The sequence below is a fragment of the Kutzneria chonburiensis genome (assembly GCF_028622115.1).
GTDB lineage: Bacteria > Actinomycetota > Actinomycetes > Mycobacteriales > Pseudonocardiaceae > Kutzneria > Kutzneria chonburiensis.
In genome coordinates, this window is the sequence record NZ_CP097263.1 from 3437297 (window position 1) to 3459191 (window position 21895).

16 protein-coding genes and 2 tRNA genes are annotated in these 21895 nt (G+C 69.6%); 6 read left to right on the forward strand and 12 right to left on the reverse strand.

Annotation, left to right across the window (positions count from 1 at the left end; genetic code table 11):
• Window positions 1–37: 37 nt before the first annotated feature.
• Window positions 38–1498 (reverse strand): aldehyde dehydrogenase family protein, encoded by a 1461-nt coding sequence (locus M3Q35_RS15360; RefSeq protein WP_273942445.1) that lies wholly within the window; start codon window positions 1496–1498, stop codon window positions 38–40.
• Window positions 1495–2217: an aquaporin gene (locus M3Q35_RS15365; protein ID WP_273942446.1), complete on the reverse strand. Its 723-nt coding sequence runs from the start codon at window positions 2215–2217 to the stop codon at window positions 1495–1497. The genes M3Q35_RS15360 and M3Q35_RS15365 overlap by 4 nt, the downstream gene beginning before the upstream one ends.
• A 166-nt stretch (window positions 2218–2383) precedes the next feature.
• On the opposite strand from M3Q35_RS15365, the gene M3Q35_RS15370 reads away from it, so the two are divergent.
• Complete coding sequence (locus tag M3Q35_RS15370) at window positions 2384–2605, forward strand: DoxX family membrane protein (protein WP_273942447.1); 222 nt, start codon at window positions 2384–2386, stop codon at window positions 2603–2605.
• Between the two features lie 5 nt (window positions 2606–2610).
• Window positions 2611–2868 carry a hypothetical protein gene (locus tag M3Q35_RS15375; protein WP_273942449.1) on the forward strand — a complete coding sequence of 86 codons (258 nt, stop codon included), beginning with the start codon at window positions 2611–2613 and terminating at the stop codon, window positions 2866–2868.
• Window positions 2869–2874: 6 nt separating this feature from the next.
• Here the strand turns inward: M3Q35_RS15375 and M3Q35_RS15380 are convergent, their stop codons facing one another.
• Complete coding sequence (locus M3Q35_RS15380; RefSeq protein ID WP_273942450.1) at window positions 2875–3624, reverse strand: IclR family transcriptional regulator; 750 nt, start codon at window positions 3622–3624, stop codon at window positions 2875–2877.
• A gap of 147 nt (window positions 3625–3771) precedes the next feature.
• On the opposite strand from M3Q35_RS15380, the gene M3Q35_RS15385 reads away from it, so the two are divergent.
• Complete coding sequence (locus tag M3Q35_RS15385) at window positions 3772–4380, forward strand: nuclear transport factor 2 family protein (protein ID WP_273942451.1); 609 nt, start codon at window positions 3772–3774, stop codon at window positions 4378–4380.
• A 109-nt stretch (window positions 4381–4489) separates the two neighbouring features.
• Here the strand turns inward: M3Q35_RS15385 and M3Q35_RS15390 are convergent, their stop codons facing one another.
• The 3 genes from M3Q35_RS15390 to M3Q35_RS15400 all read right to left on the reverse strand — a co-directional run bounded on the left by M3Q35_RS15390 (window position 4490) and on the right by M3Q35_RS15400 (window position 9207).
• Complete coding sequence (locus tag M3Q35_RS15390) at window positions 4490–8914, reverse strand: glycoside hydrolase family 3 C-terminal domain-containing protein (protein WP_273942452.1); 4425 nt, start codon at window positions 8912–8914, stop codon at window positions 4490–4492.
• A 142-nt stretch (window positions 8915–9056) separates the two neighbouring features.
• Window positions 9057–9129 (reverse strand) — tRNA-Gln (locus tag M3Q35_RS15395).
• Window positions 9130–9132: 3 nt separating this feature from the next.
• A tRNA-Glu gene (locus M3Q35_RS15400) sits at window positions 9133–9207 on the reverse strand.
• Between the two features lie 459 nt (window positions 9208–9666).
• Between M3Q35_RS15400 and M3Q35_RS15405 the strand changes: the two genes are divergently transcribed.
• Window positions 9667–11265 (forward strand): long-chain-fatty-acid--CoA ligase, encoded by a 1599-nt coding sequence (locus tag M3Q35_RS15405; RefSeq protein WP_273942453.1) that lies wholly within the window; start codon window positions 9667–9669, stop codon window positions 11263–11265.
• Between the two features lie 159 nt (window positions 11266–11424).
• Here the strand turns inward: M3Q35_RS15405 and M3Q35_RS15410 are convergent, their stop codons facing one another.
• The 4 genes from M3Q35_RS15410 to M3Q35_RS15425 form a co-directional block, all read right to left on the reverse strand.
• Window positions 11425–12045 carry a YgjV family protein gene (locus M3Q35_RS15410; protein ID WP_273942454.1) on the reverse strand — a complete coding sequence of 207 codons (621 nt, stop codon included), beginning with the start codon at window positions 12043–12045 and terminating at the stop codon, window positions 11425–11427.
• A 67-nt stretch (window positions 12046–12112) separates the two neighbouring features.
• The gene (locus M3Q35_RS15415; RefSeq protein WP_273942456.1) at window positions 12113–12991 is read right to left on the reverse strand and encodes an NmrA family NAD(P)-binding protein; all 879 of its coding nucleotides are present in this window, start codon (window positions 12989–12991) and stop codon (window positions 12113–12115) included.
• Between the two features lie 96 nt (window positions 12992–13087).
• On the reverse strand, window positions 13088–14017 hold the full coding sequence (locus M3Q35_RS15420; protein ID WP_273942457.1) for a transporter substrate-binding domain-containing protein: 930 nt from the start codon (window positions 14015–14017) through the stop codon (window positions 13088–13090).
• The gene (locus tag M3Q35_RS15425; RefSeq protein ID WP_273942458.1) at window positions 14017–14895 is read right to left on the reverse strand and encodes an amino acid ABC transporter permease; all 879 of its coding nucleotides are present in this window, start codon (window positions 14893–14895) and stop codon (window positions 14017–14019) included. The genes M3Q35_RS15420 and M3Q35_RS15425 overlap by 1 nt, the downstream gene beginning before the upstream one ends.
• 174 nt (window positions 14896–15069) lie before the next feature.
• Between M3Q35_RS15425 and M3Q35_RS15430 the strand changes: the two genes are divergently transcribed.
• Both M3Q35_RS15430 and M3Q35_RS15435 read left to right on the forward strand, forming a co-directional pair.
• Window positions 15070–16074 (forward strand): LLM class flavin-dependent oxidoreductase, encoded by a 1005-nt coding sequence (locus M3Q35_RS15430; RefSeq protein WP_273942460.1) that lies wholly within the window; start codon window positions 15070–15072, stop codon window positions 16072–16074.
• On the forward strand, window positions 16071–17405 hold the full coding sequence (locus tag M3Q35_RS15435; protein WP_273942461.1) for an NtaA/DmoA family FMN-dependent monooxygenase: 1335 nt from the start codon (window positions 16071–16073) through the stop codon (window positions 17403–17405). The genes M3Q35_RS15430 and M3Q35_RS15435 overlap by 4 nt, the downstream gene beginning before the upstream one ends.
• Before the next feature lie 5 nt (window positions 17406–17410).
• Here M3Q35_RS15435 and M3Q35_RS15440 read toward each other — a convergent pair whose 3' ends face one another.
• A complete protein-coding gene (locus M3Q35_RS15440; protein ID WP_273942462.1) occupies window positions 17411–20911 on the reverse strand; it encodes an eCIS core domain-containing protein in 3501 nt (1166 codons plus the stop codon).
• 17 nt (window positions 20912–20928) lie between these two features.
• Window positions 20929–21840, reverse strand: a complete 912-nt coding sequence (locus tag M3Q35_RS15445; RefSeq protein ID WP_273942463.1) for a hypothetical protein — start codon at window positions 21838–21840, stop codon at window positions 20929–20931.
• Window positions 21841–21895: the final 55 nt, after the last annotated feature.

The window sequence follows — 21895 nt, forward strand, 5'->3', positions numbered from 1 at the left end:
CCCAGCCCCCACTCCCGACCAGGACTCTAGCGTCCTTTCAGAACGGGAAGTGGTTGTGCTCGCCGGCGACCGTCACCCAGCGGACGTCGGTGAACGCCTCGACGCCCCAGCGGCCGCCGAAACGCCCGTAGCCGGAGGACTTCACGCCGCCGAAGGGGGCCTGGGCCTCGTCGTCGATGGTCTGGTTGCCGACGTGCACGATGCCGGTGCGCAGGCGGCGGGCCAGGGCGAGGCCGCGGCGCGTGTCCTCGGTGATGATGCCGGCCGACAGCCCGTACGGGGTGTCGTTGGCGATGGCCACGGCCTCGTCGTCGCTGTCCACCGTGATCACCGTGACCGCGGGGCCGAAGATCTCCTCGTGGTAGATGCGCATCTGCGGGGTGACTTTGTCGAGCACGGTGGCGGTGTAGCTCGTGCCATCCGGCTTCTGGCCCCCGGTGCGGACGCGCGCGCCGTCCGCGACGGCGTCGGCGACGAGCTCGGCGACGTGGGTCGCGCCTCGTGGGTTGATCAGCGGGCCGATGACCGTGGATGGGTCGCCCGGGTCGCCGTGCGGCAGCGACTCGATCTTGTTCGCGAGCTTGGCCACGAACTCCTCGGCGATCGAACGGTGCACCAGCACGCGATCGGTGGACATGCAGACCTGGCCGGCGTTGTGGACCGAGCCGAAGGCCGCCGCGTCGACGGCGTAGTCCACATCGGCGTCGTCCAGCACCAGCAGCGAGTTCTTGCCGCCCAGCTCCAGAACCGCCGGCTTGAGGTGCTGGGCCGCGGTGGTGCCGATGATCCGGCCGACCTCGGTGGACCCGGTGAAGTTGACCACCCGCACGCGGTCGTCGGCGATCAGCGCCTGCGCGATCGCGGCGGCGTCGGCCCGGTCGTTGGTGATGACGTTGAGCACCCCGGCCGGCAGTCCGGCGTCGCGGAAGATGTCGGCCAGGAACAGGCCGCCGGCGATCGGAGCGTCCTCACTGGGCTTGAGCACGGCGGTGTTGCCGACGGCCATCGGCACTGCCACTGAGCGGATGCCGAGGATGAGCGGCGCGTTCCACGGCGCGAACGCCGCGACCACGCCCATCGGCTCCCGCACGGCGTAGGACAGTTGCCCGGGAGTGTCGGTGGCCAGCACCTCGCCGAGCGGCTGGGTGATCACCGCCGCCGCCTCGCGGAGAATGTTGGCCGCCAGCACGGCATTGAACCGTGCCCACGGCGCGGCCCCGCCGACCTCGGCCGCCATGATCGCCACGGCTTCGTCCACACGGGACTCGAACAGCTCGGCCGCCCTGAGGAAGATCGCCCGTCGAGTGCTCGGCGGCGTGGCCGCCCAGGCGGTCATGGCACGGTCGGCGGCGTCCACCGCACGGGTCACGTCGTCGGGGGCGGCCGCGGCGACTCGGGCGAAAACCTTGCCGGTGAAGGGATCGACGTCGTCGGTGGTGCGGCCGTCGGTGGCCGGCACGTCCTTGCCGTCGATGATCAGATCGCGGGTGATGGTCATCGGATGCTCCTCTTCGGTCGGACGGCCTTGGCGGTCACCGCGACCAGTGCCGGTACCACCACGGGCACGAGCAGGTAGATCCACAGATAGGAGGTCTGGCCGGACAGCAGTGCCGGGCCGAGCTGCCGGGCCGGGCTCAGCGATGCGCCGCTGGTGCCGGCCAGCACCGCGATCGTCAGGCCGACGCCGACGCCGATGACGACCGGAATCCACTTCCGGCGTTGCGGCGTCGACAGGAACGGCGTGACCACCGTGAAGATCAGCACCAGCGGGATCGCTTCCGCCAGAACCAATCCGATCGCGCCGAGGGTCGGCGCCGGCTGCACCGCCGCGTAGCCGATCCGCGCGACCGCGCTCCCCCACACCAGACGGGCCAGGCTCGCGCCGGCGATCGACCCGGCGAGCTGCGCGACGATGTAGGGCAGCACGGCCGCGCCGGGTAAGCCGCCGCTGAGCCAGACGAAAAGGCTGACCCCGGCATGCATGTGGCCGCCCGAGCGGCGGCCGGGCGGGCTGGCCATCAGCCCGGCGATCAGGATCGCCACCAGCGCTCCCGCCACCGCGAACAGCACCCCCGGCGTGCCGATGGACAGCGGCGATCCCGGTCCGGCCAGCCAGCGGACGATCGTCACCACGGTGAAGATCAGCGCCGTCGTCAACACGAACTCGCGGCCGGCGTTGGCCGCGATCTCGGCACGGGTCATCACGGGTCTGCTCATGCGAGGGCTCCTCAACTTCACGGCTTTCCGAGGTCCCGACAGCGTGTGCATGGCGGCCGGCGACGTCAACCACCGACTGCCACTGAGTGGCTTTCGCTCGTTGGCCCACGGTCCGCGGACCGCTATCTTCTCGCTTGTTCCAATTCGAACTTGTTGGAGGAAACCCATGCGTAGTACGGACATCGGCCTGCTCATGGTCCGCGTGGTGGCCGGTCTGACGATGGCCGCGCACGGGACCCAGTACCTGTTCGGCTGGTTCGGCGGCGGCGGATTGACCGGCGCCGCCACGTTCTTCAGCCAGAGCGGCTACCGTCAGGCCGACCTGATCGCGTCATCGCCGGCCTGTCCGAGACCCTCGGCGGTCTCGCCCTCGCCGTCGGCCTGGTAGCCCCGTTGGCTGCCGCGGCAATCGTCGGCACCATGGTCAATGCCATGGCCGTCAAGTGGTCCGGCGGCTTCTTCGCGCCCCGCGGCGTGGAGTACGAGCTCCTGATGGCCGTCGCCGTGGCCGCTGTCGCCATTGCCGGCCCCGGTCGGTTCGCCGTTGATCGTTTCGTGCCGGTCCTGCGCGACCATCGCGTTCGCCACGGCGTCGGCGCTGTGGCGTTCGGCGTCGTGATCGCCGCTTTGACGCTGGTGTTGTTCCGTTAGACGGCGTTACTCGGCAAAGCGCGCAATCGTCCGGGCCGCCGTCCGCACCGCCGCCGCCAGCGTGTCGACGCGGGTCGTCGACCGCACGACGATGCCGACCGCGCCGAGCAGAACGCCGCCGTTGCCCAGGATCGGCGCGGCCACCGACGCCGCGCCGATCGTCATCTCCTCGTGCGAGTAGGCCACCCCGTCCTGCCTTGCCCTCTTCAGCTCTTCGATGAGCCGCGCCGGCTGTTGGATCGAGTACGGCGTCAATCTCGCCAGGCCGCCCGTGATCACTTCGTCCACCAGGCTGCGCGGGGAGTGCGCCATGATGCACTTCCCCACCGCCGTCGTGTGCAGTGGCAGCCGCCCGCCCACCTCCGTCGCCGTCGGCGCCGAGTTCGGGCCGAACACCTTCTCCACGCACAGCGCTTCGTGTCCTTGCGGCACCACGAGTTGCACCGTCTCGTCCGTCGCCGCGTAGAGATCGGACAGCATCGGCATCGCCGCGTCCCGCAGCCCCCGCTGCCTCGGCGCCAGAATTCCTATGTGCCACAGTCGCATTCCCACGCGGTACCGGTTGTCCACCATGCGCTCCAGCGCTCCCCAGTCCGCCAGTTGCGCCAGCAGCCTTCGGGTCGTCGACAGCGGCAGTTCCGACTGGCGGGCGATCTCGGTGAGGGTGAGTTCAGTGCGAGACAGGTCGAAGCAGGCCAGGATGGCCAGCACGCGTTCGACCACGCTGGCCCCCGGAGTGCTGGTGTTGCCGGCCATCACCGCTCCCGTCTGCTGCTGAGCGGCACCAGATCGCCCAGGATTGCGCGACTATATCCGCAGTACCGTGCCGGAGCCGGTCGAGCACTGCCGCTCAGTGGCACTCACGGCTAGGGCTGGTGGCCCGTTGGCTCATAACCTCGCCGCATGACCACCCTCGCTTCCCGTGACCACGCCCAGGAGATCCGCACCGTGGTCGAGAACTGGGCCCTTTGGCGCGACGCCGGTGACTGGGAGCGGTTCGCCACCGTGTGGCACACCTCCGGCCAGATGTGGGCCACCTGGTTCCAGGGCAGCGCCACCGACTTCATCACCCTGTCGCGCAAGGGCTTCGACGACGGCGTGCGCATCCTGCACTTCCTCGGCGGCACCTCGGTGGACGTCGTCGGCGACCGCGCCGTCGCCCAGACCAAGATGACCATCACCCAGCGGGCCGAGGTGCACGGAGTCCTGGCCGACGTGGTCTGCACCGGCCGGTTCTACGACTTCTTCGCCTTGGAGGACGGCCAGTGGCGCATCGCGCTGCGCCGGCTGATCTACGAGACCGACCGCCTCACCCCGGTCGACCCCGCCGTGCGCGTCCAGCTCGACCCAGCCCGGCTGGCCCGGTTCCCCGAGGGCTACCGGCACCTGGCCTACGTCCAACTGGCGGCCGGGTTCGACGTCAAGGCCGGCCTCCCCGGCCTCACCGGCGACGCCGTGCAGGCCCTCTACCGGGACGGCGCCGCTTGGTTGGCTCAGGCCTCCGGCCTGTAATCGGCTTCAGCGCTTTCGCCCGTTCCCGACTCGCGGCCCCCGCGGTCGCGCACAACGCCCGCGCCGGCCGACACCGCCCCGCCGGGCGGCGGGGCGGTGTCGCGAGCGATCAGCCCTGGGCGATGGCGAACAGGTGCATCGTCGCCCGGTACTGCTTGGCGGTGTCGCCGAGATCGGGCAGCGTCACGTAGCGGACGGTCTTGCCGGGTTGGAGCGCGACCGGGCTGTAGTAGACGCTGAAGCCCGGCTGGCTGTTGAGTGGCTTGTGGATGTACGCCGTGCTGGCCACGACGTCACCGCCGGGTGGCGGGGTGACGCCGTACCAGTCCGACATGGACAGTGTGAACGGCTGGGTGCTGCCGTCGTCGTAGGTGACCGTGCCGACGCCGGATGTCAGTCCGTACGAGGCGGAGCCGACGAACCCGAGCTTGGTGGCGTTGACCTTGATGGTCTGCCCGCCGGAGACGACGTTGTCGACCTGGCCCGACTTCGTGTTGGGCCACGTGAAGGTCGCGCCGTCGTGGGTGACGGCCGCGCCGGCGGTGAGTCCGACGGCGGCCAGCGCCTGAGTGGAGAAGCTGGCCCCGCCGCCGTCGAAGTCGGCGTCGTCAGGGGTGGCGTCGTCGCTGATCGCCCGGGCGTCGAAGGTGGCGTCGAGATCCGGATAGGGCACCGCCAGTTGGACAACAGATGTTGTCGCGGGTGCGCCGGCGACGAGATTCACGGTGCCCGGCTTGGCATCGGCCGGCACCTTCACCTGCCACGTCGTCTGCACCGACGCACCCGGCGCCACGGTGTCGAAGCTGGCCGGCGAGGTGGCGGTCGCGGGCAGACCGGACAGCGTGAGGGTGACGGCATTCGCTGCTGTGGCACCGGTATTCGTGTACTTAGTGGTGACCGTCCTGGTCGATCCGGGGTCGGCGATCGACGGCGCGGTCACGGCCAGCGAGTCGTTCTTGGCGGCGATGGCGAAGATGTGCATCGACGGCCAGCCGCTGCTCGTCCCGTGGCTGATGTCGGGCAGCGTGACGTACTGCAGCGTCTTGCCGACGGCCAGCGGCACCGACGCGAAGTACAGGCTGAAGGCGCCGGTGTTGGTGCCGCCATTGGTGTTGAGGTACGGCAAGGTCGTCACGACATCGCCGCCCGCAGCCGGCTGGTTGCCGTACCAGTCGGCAAAAGACAGCGTCTGCTGCTCGGTCGTGCCGTCGGTGTAGGTCAGCGTCACCTTGCCGGTCTGCGTGCCGTACGTCGACGCGCCGATGAAGCCCAGCGAGGATCCGCCGGCCGGGAGATCGATCGTCTGCCCACCGGCGGCAACGTTGTTCGGGCCGCCGTCCGGCCAGGCGAAGGTGTAGCCGTCGTGGGTGATCTTCGTGCCGGCGTTGATGCCGTTGGCGGCCAAGGTTTCCGTGGAGAAGCTTGATCCGTTGCCGTCGAAGTTGCCGACGCCGTGGTTGCCGTCCGGGCTGGTGCCGGCGTTGTCGAAGGCGGCAGCCAGCCGGGAGAAGGCGACGTCGACATCGATGGTGGCGGTGCTGTCGTGCGCCCCACCGACCGTGGCATCGGCGATGAGAGTCTGCACTCCCCCACCGACACCGGGCTGCACGGTCCAGGTCGTGCTGACAGTGGCCTTGGCGTCGACCGTGGCGAAGGTGGCCGGCGTGCTGGGGGTTGCGGTCCAACCGGCGGGCAAACCCAGTGACAGCGCGACATTGCGCACCGTCGCGCCGGGGTTGGTGAACGTCGTGGTGACCTTGGCCGGCTTGGTCGGGTCGACGATGGCCGGCGCTTGGACCTTCAGGCCGTGCCCGACGACGATCGGCACGGTCCCGGTGACGCCGCCGACCGTGGCGGAAATGGTCGCCACCCCGGTTCCGACCATCGTGACGACGCCGCGTGGGCTGACGCGGGCCACCGATTCGTTGCTGCTGCCGTACTTCACATCGGCCTTGGTCAGGTCCACAAAGGATCCGTCGTTGTTCACCGCCTCCACCACGTGATCCGCGGTGACGGACAGGTCCCGCTGCTCACGGCTGGGGATGGTGTCGTCGGCGAGCCACTGGTTGCGGCTCGTGAGATCGAGCGTCTGGCCGACCTGGTAGCTGCTGGCCTCGGGCTGGACCGTCACCACGGAGACCTTCGGCGTGATCTTCCCGGTGACCGAGACCCGTTGCGTGGCAACGATGTGTGACGCGTCGGCGCCGACCCGGAACTCGTAGTCGCCGGGGTACACCGTCGACTTCATCGCCTTGGCATCCCAGAGCGCCAGATCAGCGATCTTGACGGACAGCGTGAGCCGCTGCGACTTTCCGGGCGCCAGCACGGTTGTCTTGCCGAACGCGGCCAGCCGCTCCTTGGGCAGCTCCACGCCGGGCACGGTGAACGGCGTCGCCGCGTACAGCTGCGCGACGGTGGAGCCAGCGGTCTTGCCGTTGTTGGTGACGGTCAGTGCGACCTTGACCGTGCCGTCGGCCGACACGTGCCGAGTGTCGGCTTTCACGTCGCTGTAAGCGAAAGAGGAGTAGCTCAGGCCGTAGCCGAACGGATAGGTCGGCGTCGTGGTGGCGTACTGGTAGGTGCGGCCGAGACCGCCGGTCTGCGACGGCGTGAGGCCGTAGTTGGACATCGCCGGCAGCTGGCTGTCGTCGGCGTACCAGGTGAAGTTCAGGTGCCCGTCCGGATTCTGCCTGCCGAACAGCACGTCGGCCAGCGCCGTGCCCTGGCTCTCGCCGTTGTAGCCGCTGAACAGCACGGCCGGGAACTTGGCCTGCGCGGCGGCGATGTTCACCGGGCCGGCGGACTGGATCACCAGCGCGGTGCGCTTGTTGCCCACCGCGGTCACCTGGTCGATCAGCGAGTTGTAGTTGCCGGGCATGGCAATGCCCGGCCGGTCCGTGCCCTCGGAGGAGATGTCCGTGTCCGTGCCGACAAAAACCACGACCAGGTCGGCCGAGGCGATGTCCGCCTTGGTCTGCGCGCTCAACGTCGCCGCGTCAGACGCCCTGGTGGACGTGCCGGCGGCGTCGAACACCACGGAAGCGCCGGGGTTGGCCGCTTTCACCTGCTCCGTGATGCCGGCGACCGGGCTGACCTGAAGCGTCGGGTTGCCGGAGTAGCCGCCGAGGGTGACCTTGCCGGCCAGGTCACCGACGATGACCACCTTGTTGAGCGCCTTGGGCTGCACCGGCAGCAGAGCGTCGTTCTTCAGCAGCACCAACGAGTTGTCCGCGACCTTGCGGGCCAGGTCCTGGTGAGCCGGGCTCTGGATGGCCGCCTTGGTGATCGACGTGTACGGATTGTGTGCCTGCGGGCCGTCGAACTCGCCGGTCCGCATCCGGATGGTGAACGACCGGATCAGGTCGTTGTCGATCACGCCCACGCTGAGGATGCCGGCGTTGATCGCCGCCATCACGTTGGCCACCGTGTTCTCCAGGCCGCCGCAGTCCAGGCCGGTGCCGGCCCGCAGCGCGTACGCCAGGCCGCCCGCCGACGCGGGCACCTTCGCGCCGGTCGCGGTGTTCGTCCAGGTGGCGGAGTCGCCCTTGCCGTCGGTGGTCCAGCCCGGCGGCGCCCAGTTGTGGCCGTCCGGGAAGGTCTTGTAGGTGGTGCCGATCGCGCCGCAGTCGGAGGTGATGTAGCCGTCGAAGCCGTCGGAGCGCTGGGCCAGCTGGTTGGTGGTGTACGTGTCGGCGACCGACGGCGTGCCGTTGATGGCGTTGTACGAGGTCATCAGGCCGGCGACGTGCGCATCCTGCACGAGGCTCTTGAACTGCGCGGTGTAGTAGTCGCGAAGGTTGACGTCGGTGACGTCGGAGGTGACACCCGTGCGGTCCTGCTCGACGTTGTTGAGGGCGTAGTGCTTGGCGGTCGCGGCGACCTTCAGGTACTTCGACTGCGGCGTGCCCTGCATCGTCTGGCCCTGGAAGCCGTTCACGAAGGCGCCGGCCATGGTCGAGACCAGGTAGGGGTCCTCGCCGAAGGCCTCGTCCGTACGGCCCCAGCGCGGGTCGCGGTCGAGGTTGACCGTCGGCGCCCAGTACGTGAGGTGACCGTAGTTGTCACGGGAGTCGCCCAGGTTGTTCTGGTCAACGCCGAACAATGACTTGTCCAGGAAGCCGCGCGCCTCGTCGGAGATCGCGGTCGTCTCGTCGTAGATCAGCTTCGGGTCCCACGACATGGTGGCCGCGAAGTTGGTCGGGAAGCTGGTGGCCACCGGCGAGCCCGAGTGCCCGCCGTTGTTCAGGTTGTCGTACAGCGCGTTGACGCCGTGCTGGCCCTCGCTCCAGTAGTTGTACTCCTGTACGCCGAGCCGCGGGATGCCAGGCGCGGTCGTCTCCAGCTGCGCGGCCTTCTCCGGCAGCGTCATCCGGGACACCAGGTCGGCCGCCCGCTCGGCGAACGAGTAGTGCGTGTCCAGGTAGACCGGCACCCGCGGCGCGGCGGCCACGGCCGGCGCCACCGGCGCCATCATCGGCAGGGTGGCCGCCACCGCGACCACCCCGCGCCTGAGCCAGGTCGAACGGGCCATCATGCCTCCGTCTTCCAGCCTTAGACCTAAAGTCGAACAAACATCGGCGGTACGGCGAGTGTCGTCATGGTCTCGACGACGGTCAATGCCTTGTCCACCGGTTTGTCTCGTCCAGGGTTCAGCGCACTGGCGGAGAAACGTGGGGCTGCCCGTCGAGGACTCGAACCTCGGTCTCCGCGATCAGAGCGCGGCGTCCTTGCCAGCTGGACCAACGGGCATCGTGGTAGCGCGTACGGGAGTCGAACCCGTGCCTCCGGGGTGAGAGCCCGGTGTCCGTTCCGCTGGACCAACGCGCTGTGATCTTGTGGTGCAGTCGGGCGCCCGCGAGTCGAACGCGGTGTCTCCTGAATCCAAATCAGGTGGGTTGCCGTCTCCCTCGCGCCCGAGGGATTTCATGACGCACCGGCGGAGGGAGTCGAACCCCCGGGAATCGGTTTTGGAGGCCGTTCCGCTCTCCGGAAGCTCGCCGGCAGAGAATGCATGAAAAAAGCCGCCCCTGTCGGTTTCCCGATGGGCGGCTCTCCGGTCGTGACCAGGTCACATGGGAGAACCGCTGCCGGGCGGGCGCTCGCGTTCGTCCGACGGTCGCGCGTCGGCGAACACGGCGCTCAGGCGCTGCGCGTCTCGCTGTCGCATGTCCGTCATGACCTCTCCTTGTTGCGGTGTGGGTGAATCATTGCCCAGCCACCTGGTCGCGTCAATCCTAATTCGACTGGCGGTGGTGGACGGCCGGGCGCCGCATTACGTTCGAAGCCATGGCCAGCCCTGACACGCCGACCGTGACCGACCTGCTGCTGGCCCGGGCCGCCGATGACGGGCCGGGGCTGCGGTTCGAGGACGCCTCGTGGTCCTGGGCCGAGCACCTCCGGCGCGCGGCCGCGTACGCCGCCGGATTCACCGCGCTGCGGCGGCCCGGGATTCCCTTCCACATCGGCATTCTGGCCGACAACCTGCCCGAGTTCTCCTTCGCGCTGGCCGGCGCCGCCCTGTCCGGCGCGGTGCTCGTCGGCCTGAACCCGACCCGGCGTGGACCCGCGCTGGCGCGGGACATTCGGCTGGCCGACTGCCAGCTCGTGCTCACCGAGTCCCGGCACGCCGACCTGTTGACCGGGCTGGACGTCGACGTATTCGACCTGCACTCCCCGGCGTGGCAGGAGATCGTGTCCGCCGACGCCCCACTGTCGCCGGTGGCCGCAACCCCGGATGACCTGTTGATGCTGATCTTCACCTCCGGCACCAGCGGCGACCCCAAAGCCGTCCGCTGCACTCACGGCAAGATCGCCTTCCCCGGCCGCATGCTGGCCGACCGCTTCGGACTGTCCACTTCGGACACGGTGTATCTGTCGATGCCCATGTTCCACTCCAACGCCATCATGGCCGGCTGGTCCGTCGGGCTCGCCGCCGGCGCCACTCTCGCGCTGCGCCGGCGTTTCTCCGCTTCCGGCTTCCTGCCCGACGTCCGCCGCTTCGGCGCCACCTACGCCAACTACGTCGGCCGGCCGTTGTCGTACGTACTCGCCACTCCCGTTCGCTGTGACGACGCCGACAACCCCCTTGTCCTCGTGTACGGCAACGAGGGCAACGAGTCCGATCTCGCCCGCTTCTCGTCCCGCTTCGACTGCCTCGTGGTCGACGGTTTCGGCTCCACCGAAGGCGGTGTGGCCATCGCCCGCACCCCCGACACCCCACCCGGCGCACTGGGCAAGCTCACCGATGGCACTGTGATCCTCGACGTCGACACCGGAACCCCTTGTCCGCCAGCACAGTTCGCCCCCGACGGCCGTCTGCTCAACCCGTCCGAGGCCATCGGCGAGATCGTCAACACCGCCGGCGCCGGCTGGTTCGCCGGCTACTACGGCGATCCCGCTGCCGATTCTTCCCGGCTGCGCAACGGCTCCTACCACAGCGGCGATCTCGGCTACGTCGACTCCGCCGGCTTCTGCTACTTCGCCGGCCGTACCGGCGACTGGCTTCGCGTCGACGGCGAGAACCTCGGCACCGCCCCCATCGAGCGCATCCTCGCCCGGCACCCAACCGTGGCCGAGGTTGCCGTCTACGGCATTCCCGACCCCACCGTCGGCGACCAGGTCATGGCCGCCCTCGTCCTTCGCCCCGGCGCCGACTTCGATCCCCCCGGCTTCGCCGCTTTCCTCGCCGCCCAGCCCGACCTCGGTCCCAAGCAGGTTCCCCGGTATGTCCGCATCGCCGCCACCTTGCCCCGGACCGCCACGTACAAGGTCGTCAAACGCATGTTGGCCGCCGAAGGTCTGTCCTGCCCCGACCCCGTCTGGCAGCGTTCCGGCGCGGAGTTCCAGCCTCTCGAGTCTTCGGACGTTCAGGCCCCGAGCTCTTGACGCCGCCGCGCTTTACGCGGCGTGAAGACGAACTCCTCCAGGGTTTCGGTCATCGCCCGATAGGTTGCGAGCATGGCCGGGCAGCTAGGTGATGATCGCACGGGGGTCGCTCGTGCTTGCTTTCGCGCCCCACCCGCCCACCCTCTGGGGTCCGGCGGGCTACTCCCCGGCCAACTCCAGCACATACGAATCCCCGGCCTTGGAAAAGCCGATCCGACCGTAATACGGCTCGACCTGACCGGGCGGGGTGAGCACCCGACGGAAGCCACGCGACGTGAACAGGTGACTGGAGCGGTAGACGAACTCGCCCGGCGTGAAATCACGATACGGCTTGGTGACGTAGTCGAGCTCGACCTGGGCGGTGGCGGCGTCGACCGCGCGGAGGAGGACGACGCCGACGACGCTGTCGCCGGACAGTACGACGTAAGCGGACCGGGAAGGGCTGGGTGACCAGCGGAAATCGGGGTTGAAGCGTGCGATGTCATCAGCGTGGACGCGGAGCAGGTGGGCCAGGAAGTCGTCATCGGTACTGACCTGGACCACCTGATAGGTCCGCTGGTCGTGACGGGTGGTGACGAGCCGGTACAAGAAGTACAGGTTGATCCCGGCCAACACGACGTTCATGGCGGCCTGGGGCCACACACCCAACGCGGCGTTGAAGGCGACGAGCACGAGGCACGCGACGAGGTTGAGGGCCCGAAGCCGCAGCTGCCGGGACTGCAACAGCGACCAGACGAGCAGCGCGGAGCCGACCCACCCCAGAGCGTCGAGCCATCCCATGCCGAAATCCGTTCCCTCGAGACCATCTGCGCCCGAAGAGAGTAACCGGATTACGCCGAGCCGGCTGTCACGGAACGAAAAGCGGGCCGCTGGTCTCGAAGTCGGCCGAGGTGACGAACTGCCGGACCGACAGCGGGGCACGGCCGGTGATCTTCTCGACCACATCGTTGGTGCCGGCGAAAATGCCGTGCTGGTAGTCGACGGCGACGTTGCTCAGGTGCTGGATGCGATGCGCCGGCATCGACCGGTCGGCCATGGCGGAAGCGAACTCCTCGACGCTGATCGGCTCGTAGTGCACGGGAAATCCCAGTGCCTCAGCCATTTCGGCGGCGATCTCGTAGTGGTTGAGCTCGACCGGACCGTGCAACGAGTAGGCAGCACGATTGTGCGGCGAGGGATCCAGCAGCAATGCGGCGATCACCCGCGACTGGTCCGCGGCGGCGATGGGCGCGTGCCGGCCGTCGCCGAACGGCAGCCGCAGGTAGCCCTCGCCGTCCCGCTTCTCCCACCACAACGGCAGCCACTCGGCGAAGAAGGTCGGCCGGATGTGCGTCGTGAGCAGGTCGGTCCGGTCGAGCAGCCGCTCGCACAGCCAGTGCTGCCGGGCGGCGTTGCTCGTCGCCTCACGACGCGCGGAGATCTGCGACATGTTGACCACCGACCGGACACCGGCCTCGGTCGCCGCCTGGGCGAAGATGACCGTCGCCTCGACCAGGCCCGGCAAGATCGGATGGCAGAAGTACGCACCGCTGACGCCCTCCACCGCCGCCGTAACGTCGTCCAGGCTGTGCAGGTCGCCGACAACGACCTCGGCCCCGGCGTCAGCCAGCGCACGGGACCGCTCGTCCTCGCGGTGAGCCAGCACCCGCACCCGATGGCCGCCGTCCAGCAGCACCTTGGCCGTGCCGCCGCCGGTCCGGCCGGTCGCCGCCGTGATCAGGAACATGACAGGCCTCTCGACTGGTGGGCGACCGACGAGCCACCCGGTTCGTTCACTGAACCAACCGTAGCACGGGTCGGTTCAGTGAACGAACTATCCAGGTCAGAGGGTAGGCGTGGGGTTCACGGCGGACTGAGGAAGGCCGGAGCCGGCCACGCCCCACTTGCCGAGGATCCGGGCGTAGTCGCCGTCCTTGATCAGCTTGTTCACGGCGTCGCTGACCGCCTTGACCACCGGCGAGCCCTTGGCGGTGACGAAACCGACGGGCGTGGAACTGAACTGCCCGAGGAACTTCGTGTTGGGCACATGGGTCTCGTCGTACTTGAGGCTGAGCGTCGGTCCGAAGTAGACATCGACCTTGCCGTTGGCCAGCCCGAGCCAGATGGGCGCGGCGTCGGAGAACAGCTGCACGGTGTACGGCTTCTTACCGGCGGCGGCGCACTTGTCGGCGCCGGTGGTGAGGATCTGCTGGAACGTGGAGCCGGGGCTGGTGGCGACGGTCAGCCCGCACAGGTCCTGGAGCGTCTTGACGCTGCCCGGCCCGTGATCGGCGGGCCCGAGGAAGGACTGGCCGTCGGTGAGGTACGTGGCGAAGTCGACCACCTTCTCCCGCGCCGCGGTGACACCGAAGTTGTCCTGGCCCACGTCGTACTTGCCGTTCTGGACGCCGGGGATGATCGTCTCGAAGGTGCCGTTCTGCACGGTCCAGGTGATGCCGAGCACCTTGGCCACGGCATCCCGCAGATCCACGTCCACGCCGACGTTCTTGCCGTCGACGGTGCCGCCGTGCGGCAGGCCGGCCGTCCCGGGCGACAGGGTGGTGCCGAGCGTGAGCGACGTGGTCGACGGCGGCAGCTCGGCGTGCAGGGCGGGATCGGCCTTGACGGCCGACACGACGTCCTGCGTCGGAATCGACGGCGCGGTGGTGGCGGCCGGGTCCTCGGCGGTGGCCGACCCGCACGCGGTCAGCACAAAGGCCAGTGACACCAGGAGAAAACCCGATCTGCGCACGGTGGAGAGTCCTTCCGACATCAGGAGATGCCCGGCAGTTGCCGGAACAGCGGGAGATTGACCCGGGTGATCGTCCACAAGCGACGGTGGCCGCGCCGGCCGCGGGAGTAGAAGCGCTCGACGTAGTACTGCCCGATCGACAGCACGGTGGTGAGCAGGATGTACCAGATCGTCGCCACCAGCAGCAGCGGGATGATCAGGAAGTTCTGGTTGTAGATCAGCTGCACCGAGTACAGCAGGTCCTGCACGGCGATCACGCTGACAATGGACGTGGCCTTGAGCATGGCGATCAGCATGTTGCCGGTGGCCGGCACGATCGCCGGCATGGCCTGCGGCAACACGATCCGCCGGAAGATGCGCAGCGGCCCGATGCCCAGCGCCTGGGCGGCCTCGAGCTGACCGCGCTCGACCGACAGGATGCCGCCACGGATGATCTCCGACGAGAACGCCGCCACGTCAAGGGTGAGGCCGACAAAGGCGGCGAGCAGACCGGTGAACAGGTGCGCCGTCTTGACCGTCACGAAGGTCGGCCCGAACGGAATGCCCAGCGACAGCTCGGGATACAGCGACGCGAGCTCGTACCAGAACAGCAGCTGCACGAGCGGCGGCACGGACCGGATCAGCCACACGTAGCCGAAACTCACCAGCCGCAGCACGGGATTGCGCGACAGCCGCATCACGGCGAGCACGGCGCCGAGCACGTAACCGCAGATCATCACCGCCGCGGTCAGCCACAGCGTCAGCACGAGCCCGTTCAGGACCGGCGCGGTGGTGAAGTACCGCCACACGACGGGCCACTGGAAGCGCGGGTTGGTGAACAGGGTCCGCACGGCCAGCGCGAGCAGCACGAGGACCACGGCGGCCGACACCCACTGGCCCGGCCGCCGCAGCGGCACCACCCGGTCCGACGAAATTCTGTCGGACTCCGATTCTTCTTGCCGTGCAAGGGCAATCGGCGCATCGTCGGCACGCGTCACGAGGCCATCATGAGCGGCCACCGCGGTCAACCGTCAATGACCGGTCACCGCGTCCCACGCAGTGGACGCGCCCCGCACACGACGTACGGTCGGATCATGCCGAACCCCGGACTGCACCTCGCCGTGGAGATCGACGGCGATGGCGCCCATCCCGCGGCGTCGCGACGCGCCGATCCGTTGGCCGTGTCGCGGCGGGTACGCGCAGTTGCCGCCATAGCCGAGAACGCCGGCTTCACACTGGCCACTGTGGACGATGAGCCGAGCAACAGCGGCATCGGCGCGGTGGAACGGGCCGCATTCATCGCCGCGGCGACCAGCACGCTGGGCATCGTGCCCACGGTGTCGACCACGTACACCGAGCCGTTCCACGTGTCGTCGCAGCTGGCCTCGATCGACCACATCTCGGTCGGCCGCGCGGGCTGGCTGGTCAGCGAGAGCACGGCCGCGGAAACGGCGCGGGCGTGGGGTCGGCCGCTGGTCGACGACACCCGCCGCGAGGCGCGCGACGCCACGCGGGTCGTCCGTGACCTCTGGGACTCGTGGGAGGACGACGCCGTCGTTCGCGACGTCGCCACGAGCCGCTATCTCGACCGAGATCGCCTGCACTACATCGACTTCGTCGGCGAGACGTTCTCCGTGAAGGGGCCGGCGATCGTGCCCCGGTCACCACAGGGCCAGCTCGTGGTTTTCGCGCCGGCCGACCTGCTGCCGCCCGAGCTCGTCGACGTCACGCTGACCTCGGAGACCACACGCGCGGCCACACCGCTGACGTTCACCGAGATCGAGGTCGCCCTGTCCACGCCGCAGGCCACGGCCGGCGAGCGGATCGCTGAGCTCGGTCCGTGGCCGGAACGCGGCCGCCTGCGCTACGCCGGCTCGGCCGACGGGCTGGTCGCGTTGCTCACCGACCTGGCCGGGGCGGTGGACGGCGTGCGGCTGCATCCGTTGGTACTGAACGAGGATCTGGCCGTGCTGTCGCAGCTGGTCGTGCCGGCCCTCATCCGCGGCGGTGTCGCGGCGCGGCCGATACCCGGCGCCTCGCTGCGTACCACCCTCGGACTGCCCCGCCCGGTCAGCCGTTTCCAGGAGAGTGCCCGATGACCGACGTGCCCTACCCCGACGCCACCCTGCACTTCGGCGTGTTCTTCCAGGGCGTGAACCACTGGACGATCTGGTCCGCGCCGGAAAGCGGTTCCCAGCTCGACCCCGCTTCGTTCCGGCGGGTCGCGCAGACCGCGGAGCGGGGCCTGTTCGATGCGTTCTTCCTGGGTGAGGGCCTGCGGCTGCGCGAGGTCGACGGCCGCATCCACGACCTGGACGTGGCCGGCCGGCCCGACGCGATCACCCAGCTGTCCGCGCTGGCCGCCGTGACCGACCGGATCGGCCTGGTCAGCACGTCCAACACCACCTTCAACGAGCCGGCCGACCTGGCCCGGCGGCTGTCCGGGCTGGACCTGCTGTCCGACGGGCGGGCCGGTTGGAACGTCGTGACCACCGACAACGCCTGGACCGGCGAGAACTTCCGGCGCGGCGGCTTCCTCGACCACGCCGACCGGTACCGCCGGGCCGAGGAGTTCGTCGTCGCCGCACGGGCGATCTGGGACGGCTGGACCGCCGACGGGCCCCAACGCGTACAGGTGCGCAGCAGCCAGTTCGACCTCGACCTGCTACCGCCGCTCCCCCGCAGCGCCCAGGGCCATCCGGTGATCTTCCGGGCCGGCGACTCGGCCGAGGGCCGGGACTTCGCCGCCCGTCACGCCGACGTCATCTTCTCCGCGCACGGCAACGACTTCGACGACGCGCTGGCCTTCGCCCAGGACATCCGCCGCCGGCTGCGCGCCGCCGGCCGGCCCGAGGACGACCTGCGCATCCTGCCCGGCACCGAGATCATCATCGGCGCCACCGAGGAGGAGGCTCGGGAGAAGGCCCGGTGGGTGCGGCTCCAGCAGGTCACCCCGGCCACCGCCCTCAACATCGCCGGTCTCGTCTGGGGTTTCGACCTCTCCGACCGCGACGCCGACGGCCCACTGCCCACCGAGGACCCCGTCATCGCCGAGAACACCGGCGCCTTCGGCGCCCGCCGCGTCGCCGACCCACGCGCCGTCGTCGACCGTTGGCGCGCCGAATCCGCCGCCCACAACTGGTCCCTTCGCGAGACCGCCATCGCCCTCGGCCCCCAGCGCGGTCACGTCGGCACCCCCGCCTCCCTCGCCGACAAGTTCACCCGCTTCGCCCGTTTCGGCGCCGTGCACGGCTTCAACATCACCCCGTACCTCATCCCCGACGGCCTCGACGACATCGTCACCCTGCTCGTGCCCGAGCTCCAGGAACGCGGCGTGTACCGCACCTCCTACACCGGCACCACCCTCCGCGACCACCTCGGCCTACGAGCCCCGCTGACCCGCCGCGATCCGGTGGAACAGGCGTCATGAAGCGCTCATTCGGTCAGCTGCTCGAACGTGGTGAGGACCTCGGGGATCGGGACACGGCCGCGGATCGCCTCGCCGGCCGGCGTGAATTCGATCGGCCAGGCGGTCATCATCCGCCGGGCGCCGAGGAAGGTGACATCGATGGAATAGGTCGCGACCCACTCGACCCGATTGTCGACGTACCTCATGATCAGGTAGTCCTGGTGCGCGAACCGCTGCGAGAACTGACGAGGGCGATTCGGCGTCACGACACGGAATATCTCGCCCTCGGCCGCGGTGGCGTTCAGCTCGCGCAGGTACAACTCGATGCCGGAGTTCTGCAGCCGTTGGTTGATGAACGGGTGTCCCCGCAGGATGCTGTACGGACTCTCGAACCCGGTCCCCTGTCCCAATGCGTGCAACCGCTGGTCGGTTGCCTCGTTCGGCAGACGGCCGTGCTCACGGGCCGAGAACTGCGCCCGCTCGTAGCCGGCCCGGCCGATGCCCCCGCCCAGCGTGGACTCGTGCCAGATCTCGCCGCCGACCTTCTCCCGCCACACGCGGCTGCCGTCCTCGAACTCCAGCACGGTGCCGGGCTGTGGAACCACGGACGCGACCACCTCCCAGTAGTTCGGGGCGTTGCGATCCTTGGACACCTCCAGCAGCCGGGCCTGCCGCGGCGCCACGCTGATCTCGTCGTACAGCCGCAGTCGGGTCAGCCTGGCCTGGAGCTCGGCGCGGCGGGCGACCGAGGCCGGATCCGTGGCTGACGCCAGAGCGGCCAGTTCACGCGCGAGCACCGGACGCCGGCTCAGAGCCTGCGCCTCGGTGACTGTTCCGGTCGGCTGTCGCAGCGGCGGAAGGTCGACGCGTGGTCTTGGCGTCGTTGGGGTAACGGTCGCGGGCACGGTGTTGACCGGCGTGCTGGCGGGCGTGGCTGCTGGAGTGGGTGCGGCTGCTGGAGTCGGTGTGGCGGCCGGGGTCGGACCTGCCTGGGCCGGCGAGGTCGGTGCTTCGGCCGGCGTAGGCACCGGGGTGGTCACTGACGGAGCCGGCGCTTCGCTGACCACCTCTGGAGCCACCGTCGCGACCGGGGCCTCGGCGGTGGGCGAATCCGGCGTCGGCGCCTGTGCCTCGCTCTCCGGTGCCGCGCTCGGCCGTGCGTAGTCGACGGTCGGCGCTCTGGTCGATGACAGCAGGATCTGCAGACCCACCGGGGTCTCCGTGCTGAGATCGCCGGGAACGGTGGCCCGCAAGCCCTCGACGTTGCTGAGGCCGATGGTGACGGCGGTGAGGCCCGCGACACCGGTGCGGCCGGTCCAGACCAGCGACCGTCGCGCCCCCTGACCGAGCTGGAAGGAACTCTCCAGTGTCTCCGGACTGATGCCCGGCGCACGGTTCAGGGTCAACGAGTTCTGAAGCAGCACGGCGCTGCCGGCCACAAAGGTGTGGACGCCGCTGCCGGTCTGCAGGTAGGTCACGCCACTGGTGACCGCGGCGGGCGCGGCGGCATTGACGCCCCACCGGGCCAACGGAGAAGTGAGGCCGGGAGCCAATGAGCTGACTCCGCCACCGAAGAAGCCCACGGTAAGTCCACCGACTCCGCCCCGAAGGGCAGCGTCGCCGCGGTCGAGCCCGGCCGGTGGGGCGAGCAGGCCGCCGGCGATGCCGCTCACCGCGTTGCCGCCGCCCTGGGCGATGCCGTTGCGGAGGAATGTCGTGCCCACGCTCAAGCCGACGGAGTCGGCGCCGAGCACAGTGGTGAGCCCCTTGGCCGTGCCACCACCGAGACCGGCGAGGAAGCCGGCCGAGCCGAGCCGATACGCCTCGGCGCCGCCCAACCGCGCGGAGTCCGACACGCTGCGGCCGGAAAGCAGGCCGGTGCCGGTGCCTTCGACGAAACCGGCCGCGACTCCGCCGGTACCAACCAGAGTGCCCGTTCCGAGAGCGGTGACCACGACGCTTGACGCACCTGTGATCCCGGCACCGGCAACCCAGCCGGCCACCACCGGGGCGGCCAGCACCGCCGCCACCGACACGGCGACGGCGGTACTCACATCGCGGACGATCTCCGTCCCGGTCAGCAACGAGTTCAGCGCGGCATTGGACCGGTCGACGCCGGCCTGCACGATCCGTTGCGCCTCATCGGCCTTCTCCACGGCGGCGAACACAGCCTCGGCCATGTCCACCATGGACCCTGCCCTGTCGAACCGGGCCAGCGCACCGGTCGACTCGGCGAGGGGGCCGGACATCTTTGCCTGCAACTGCTGGGGGGACTCTCCGGAAACCAGCCGCACCAGCCCGCCGACGAACCACTGGTCGTTGACGAAGGTCTGGATCTGGCCGTTGACCAGGTTCGTCGACGCGGTGTTCATACCGCGGGCCCGTCGGGCGGCGTCGGTCAGGCCCCGCAGCGCGTTGGCCCGCGCCCAGTCGGCGAGCTCCTGGGAGAACACCAGCAGCTCGCCGTGGTGCACAACGCATGCCTTGCCCGGAATCGGCGGGTAAGGACTGATCGATTCCAGGATCCGCAGGTTGGCCAGCACGCTGGCCTTGCTGGTCGGGTCGGCCGGCGTCAAGGCCTGCCGCAGCCGGGCGGTCTGCCGGTTCACGCGTGCCTCGGTCAGCGCGGTGGACAGTTGAGGTTGGAGGTCGCGCAGCTCCTGCTGGAGCAGCACGCGGTCGGCCGGGCTGACATCAGAACGCTGCAACCACGCGGCGACCCGGTCGGCCTCGGCCCGGGCCTCAGCCAGGTCCTTGATCGGCGCTCTCCGGCCGTTCTCCAGCACGTGCGGCTTGTCGATCTCCGGCTCCGGTCCCAGCGGCGTGGGCCGGTACGCGCTGCGCCTGGCGTTGACGCCCCGACGGCGGCGATCGACCTCGGCCTGGATCAGAACCCGAGCGGCCAGCACCCGGTTCATCGCCTCGGTGCCGTTGGCCAGCTGCCGGTCCATCCAGTCATCGATGGCGGTCAGCTCGTCCAGCAGGTCGGACAGGCTGTACTGGCTGACCTCCGGCGTCGCCCCGCGGGCCCAGTCCTCCGGCGCCCAGGCAACGTAGGGTGCACTGGCGCTGGCCAACACCCCGAGTGCACCGATGCCTTGCCGCGCCTGGCTTTCCGCGTCGGCGGCGCTGGCGCTGCCGACGCCGCTCTGCTGCGCGGCGTGGACGAGTTCGTGCTCCAGCAACGCTTGCGGGATGTCCTGGCCCGGCGCGGTGGCAATGCCGATGTCGCGACCGATCGTGAACCCCGCCGCACTCGCGGCCACGGCCGCCACCCGAACCCGCGGGCCAGTGTGCAGGCGCACGTCGCTGAGATCCTGGCCGGTGGCGCGCTCGACGCCGGCCCGCAGGCTGGCCGCGATCGGCGTTCCCGGGCCGTCCAAGGCATCCAACGCACCGGCGGCCAGCGCGTTGTTGCCGACCGCCCGCCGCACGTCCCGTTCCGGCCGACGCGCCGGCGGGGCACCGCCGGCCTGCTGCGCCTGGTTCGCCGCCGGCGCCTTGGCCTGCACCTGCTGTCCCAACACCCGAGCCTCCACTGTGGTCACTTCGTCGGCGCGGCGGTGCGCTCCTTGAGGAACCTCTCGAACGCCGCATACGGCAGCCCGCGCAGGATGTGGATCTCCGCGTACCCGATCGCCCTGCGGTGGTCGAACTTCCGGAAGTCCAGCTGCTCCACGCCCAGTGCCTTGATCGCCCACTGGAAGGACGGCCGGGACGGGCTGAGATACACCTTGATCGATGACGGGTCGAGCAGACCGTTGATCTGGTCCCTGACCTCGGCGGTGAACCGCTGTGGATCGCGGGCGAGGAAGCGCTGCACCGTGCTCTGCTCGTTCTCGACCATCTGCGCGTCGAACTCGAGCGAGTCGACCCTGCCGCCACCGGCGACGGGCGCGCGCGGCTCGTGCCACTCGAACAGCAGGTTGTGGATCACCCGCATGTTCAGCTCGAACAGCTCCGTGTTGATGTCGAACATGACCTCGCGGGTCTCCGGCCGCAGCACCAGGTGGCCGAGTCCGGTCTCGATCGAGCCGATGCCCGGCGCGCCCGTGACCGCCGCGGTGGCCTCGAAGAACCGGATGTCGCGCAGCGCGGCCGGCGCGTACTTCCCGGACTGCAACGCGTAGCTGATGATGTCGTAGTAGTCGTGCCGCTCACGCACCGTCCGATACTGGCCGAAGGCCAGGTTCCTGGTGTTGGCGAACGCCGCGCGAAGGAACGTGTTCGTGGGCGACAGCCCGCGTTCCAGCCCCTGCTCGCGCCGGATCTCCCATTCCAGGCGATCGCCAACGGTCCAGTCCGACTCCGGCAACGAACTCGGGTTGTCCCGGTCCCGTTGTTCGCCCAGCCACTGGTTGCCCAGCGCCCGCTGCACCGGATCGACCGCCGGCGCGGCCGGCGCGGTCACCGCCGGCGCCGCCGGCACCGCCGGCCGCACCGGCTCCACGCCCATCACCCGCTCCACTGCCGCCCCCTCCACCCCAGCGGGACGGGGGCCGAATCCCCCG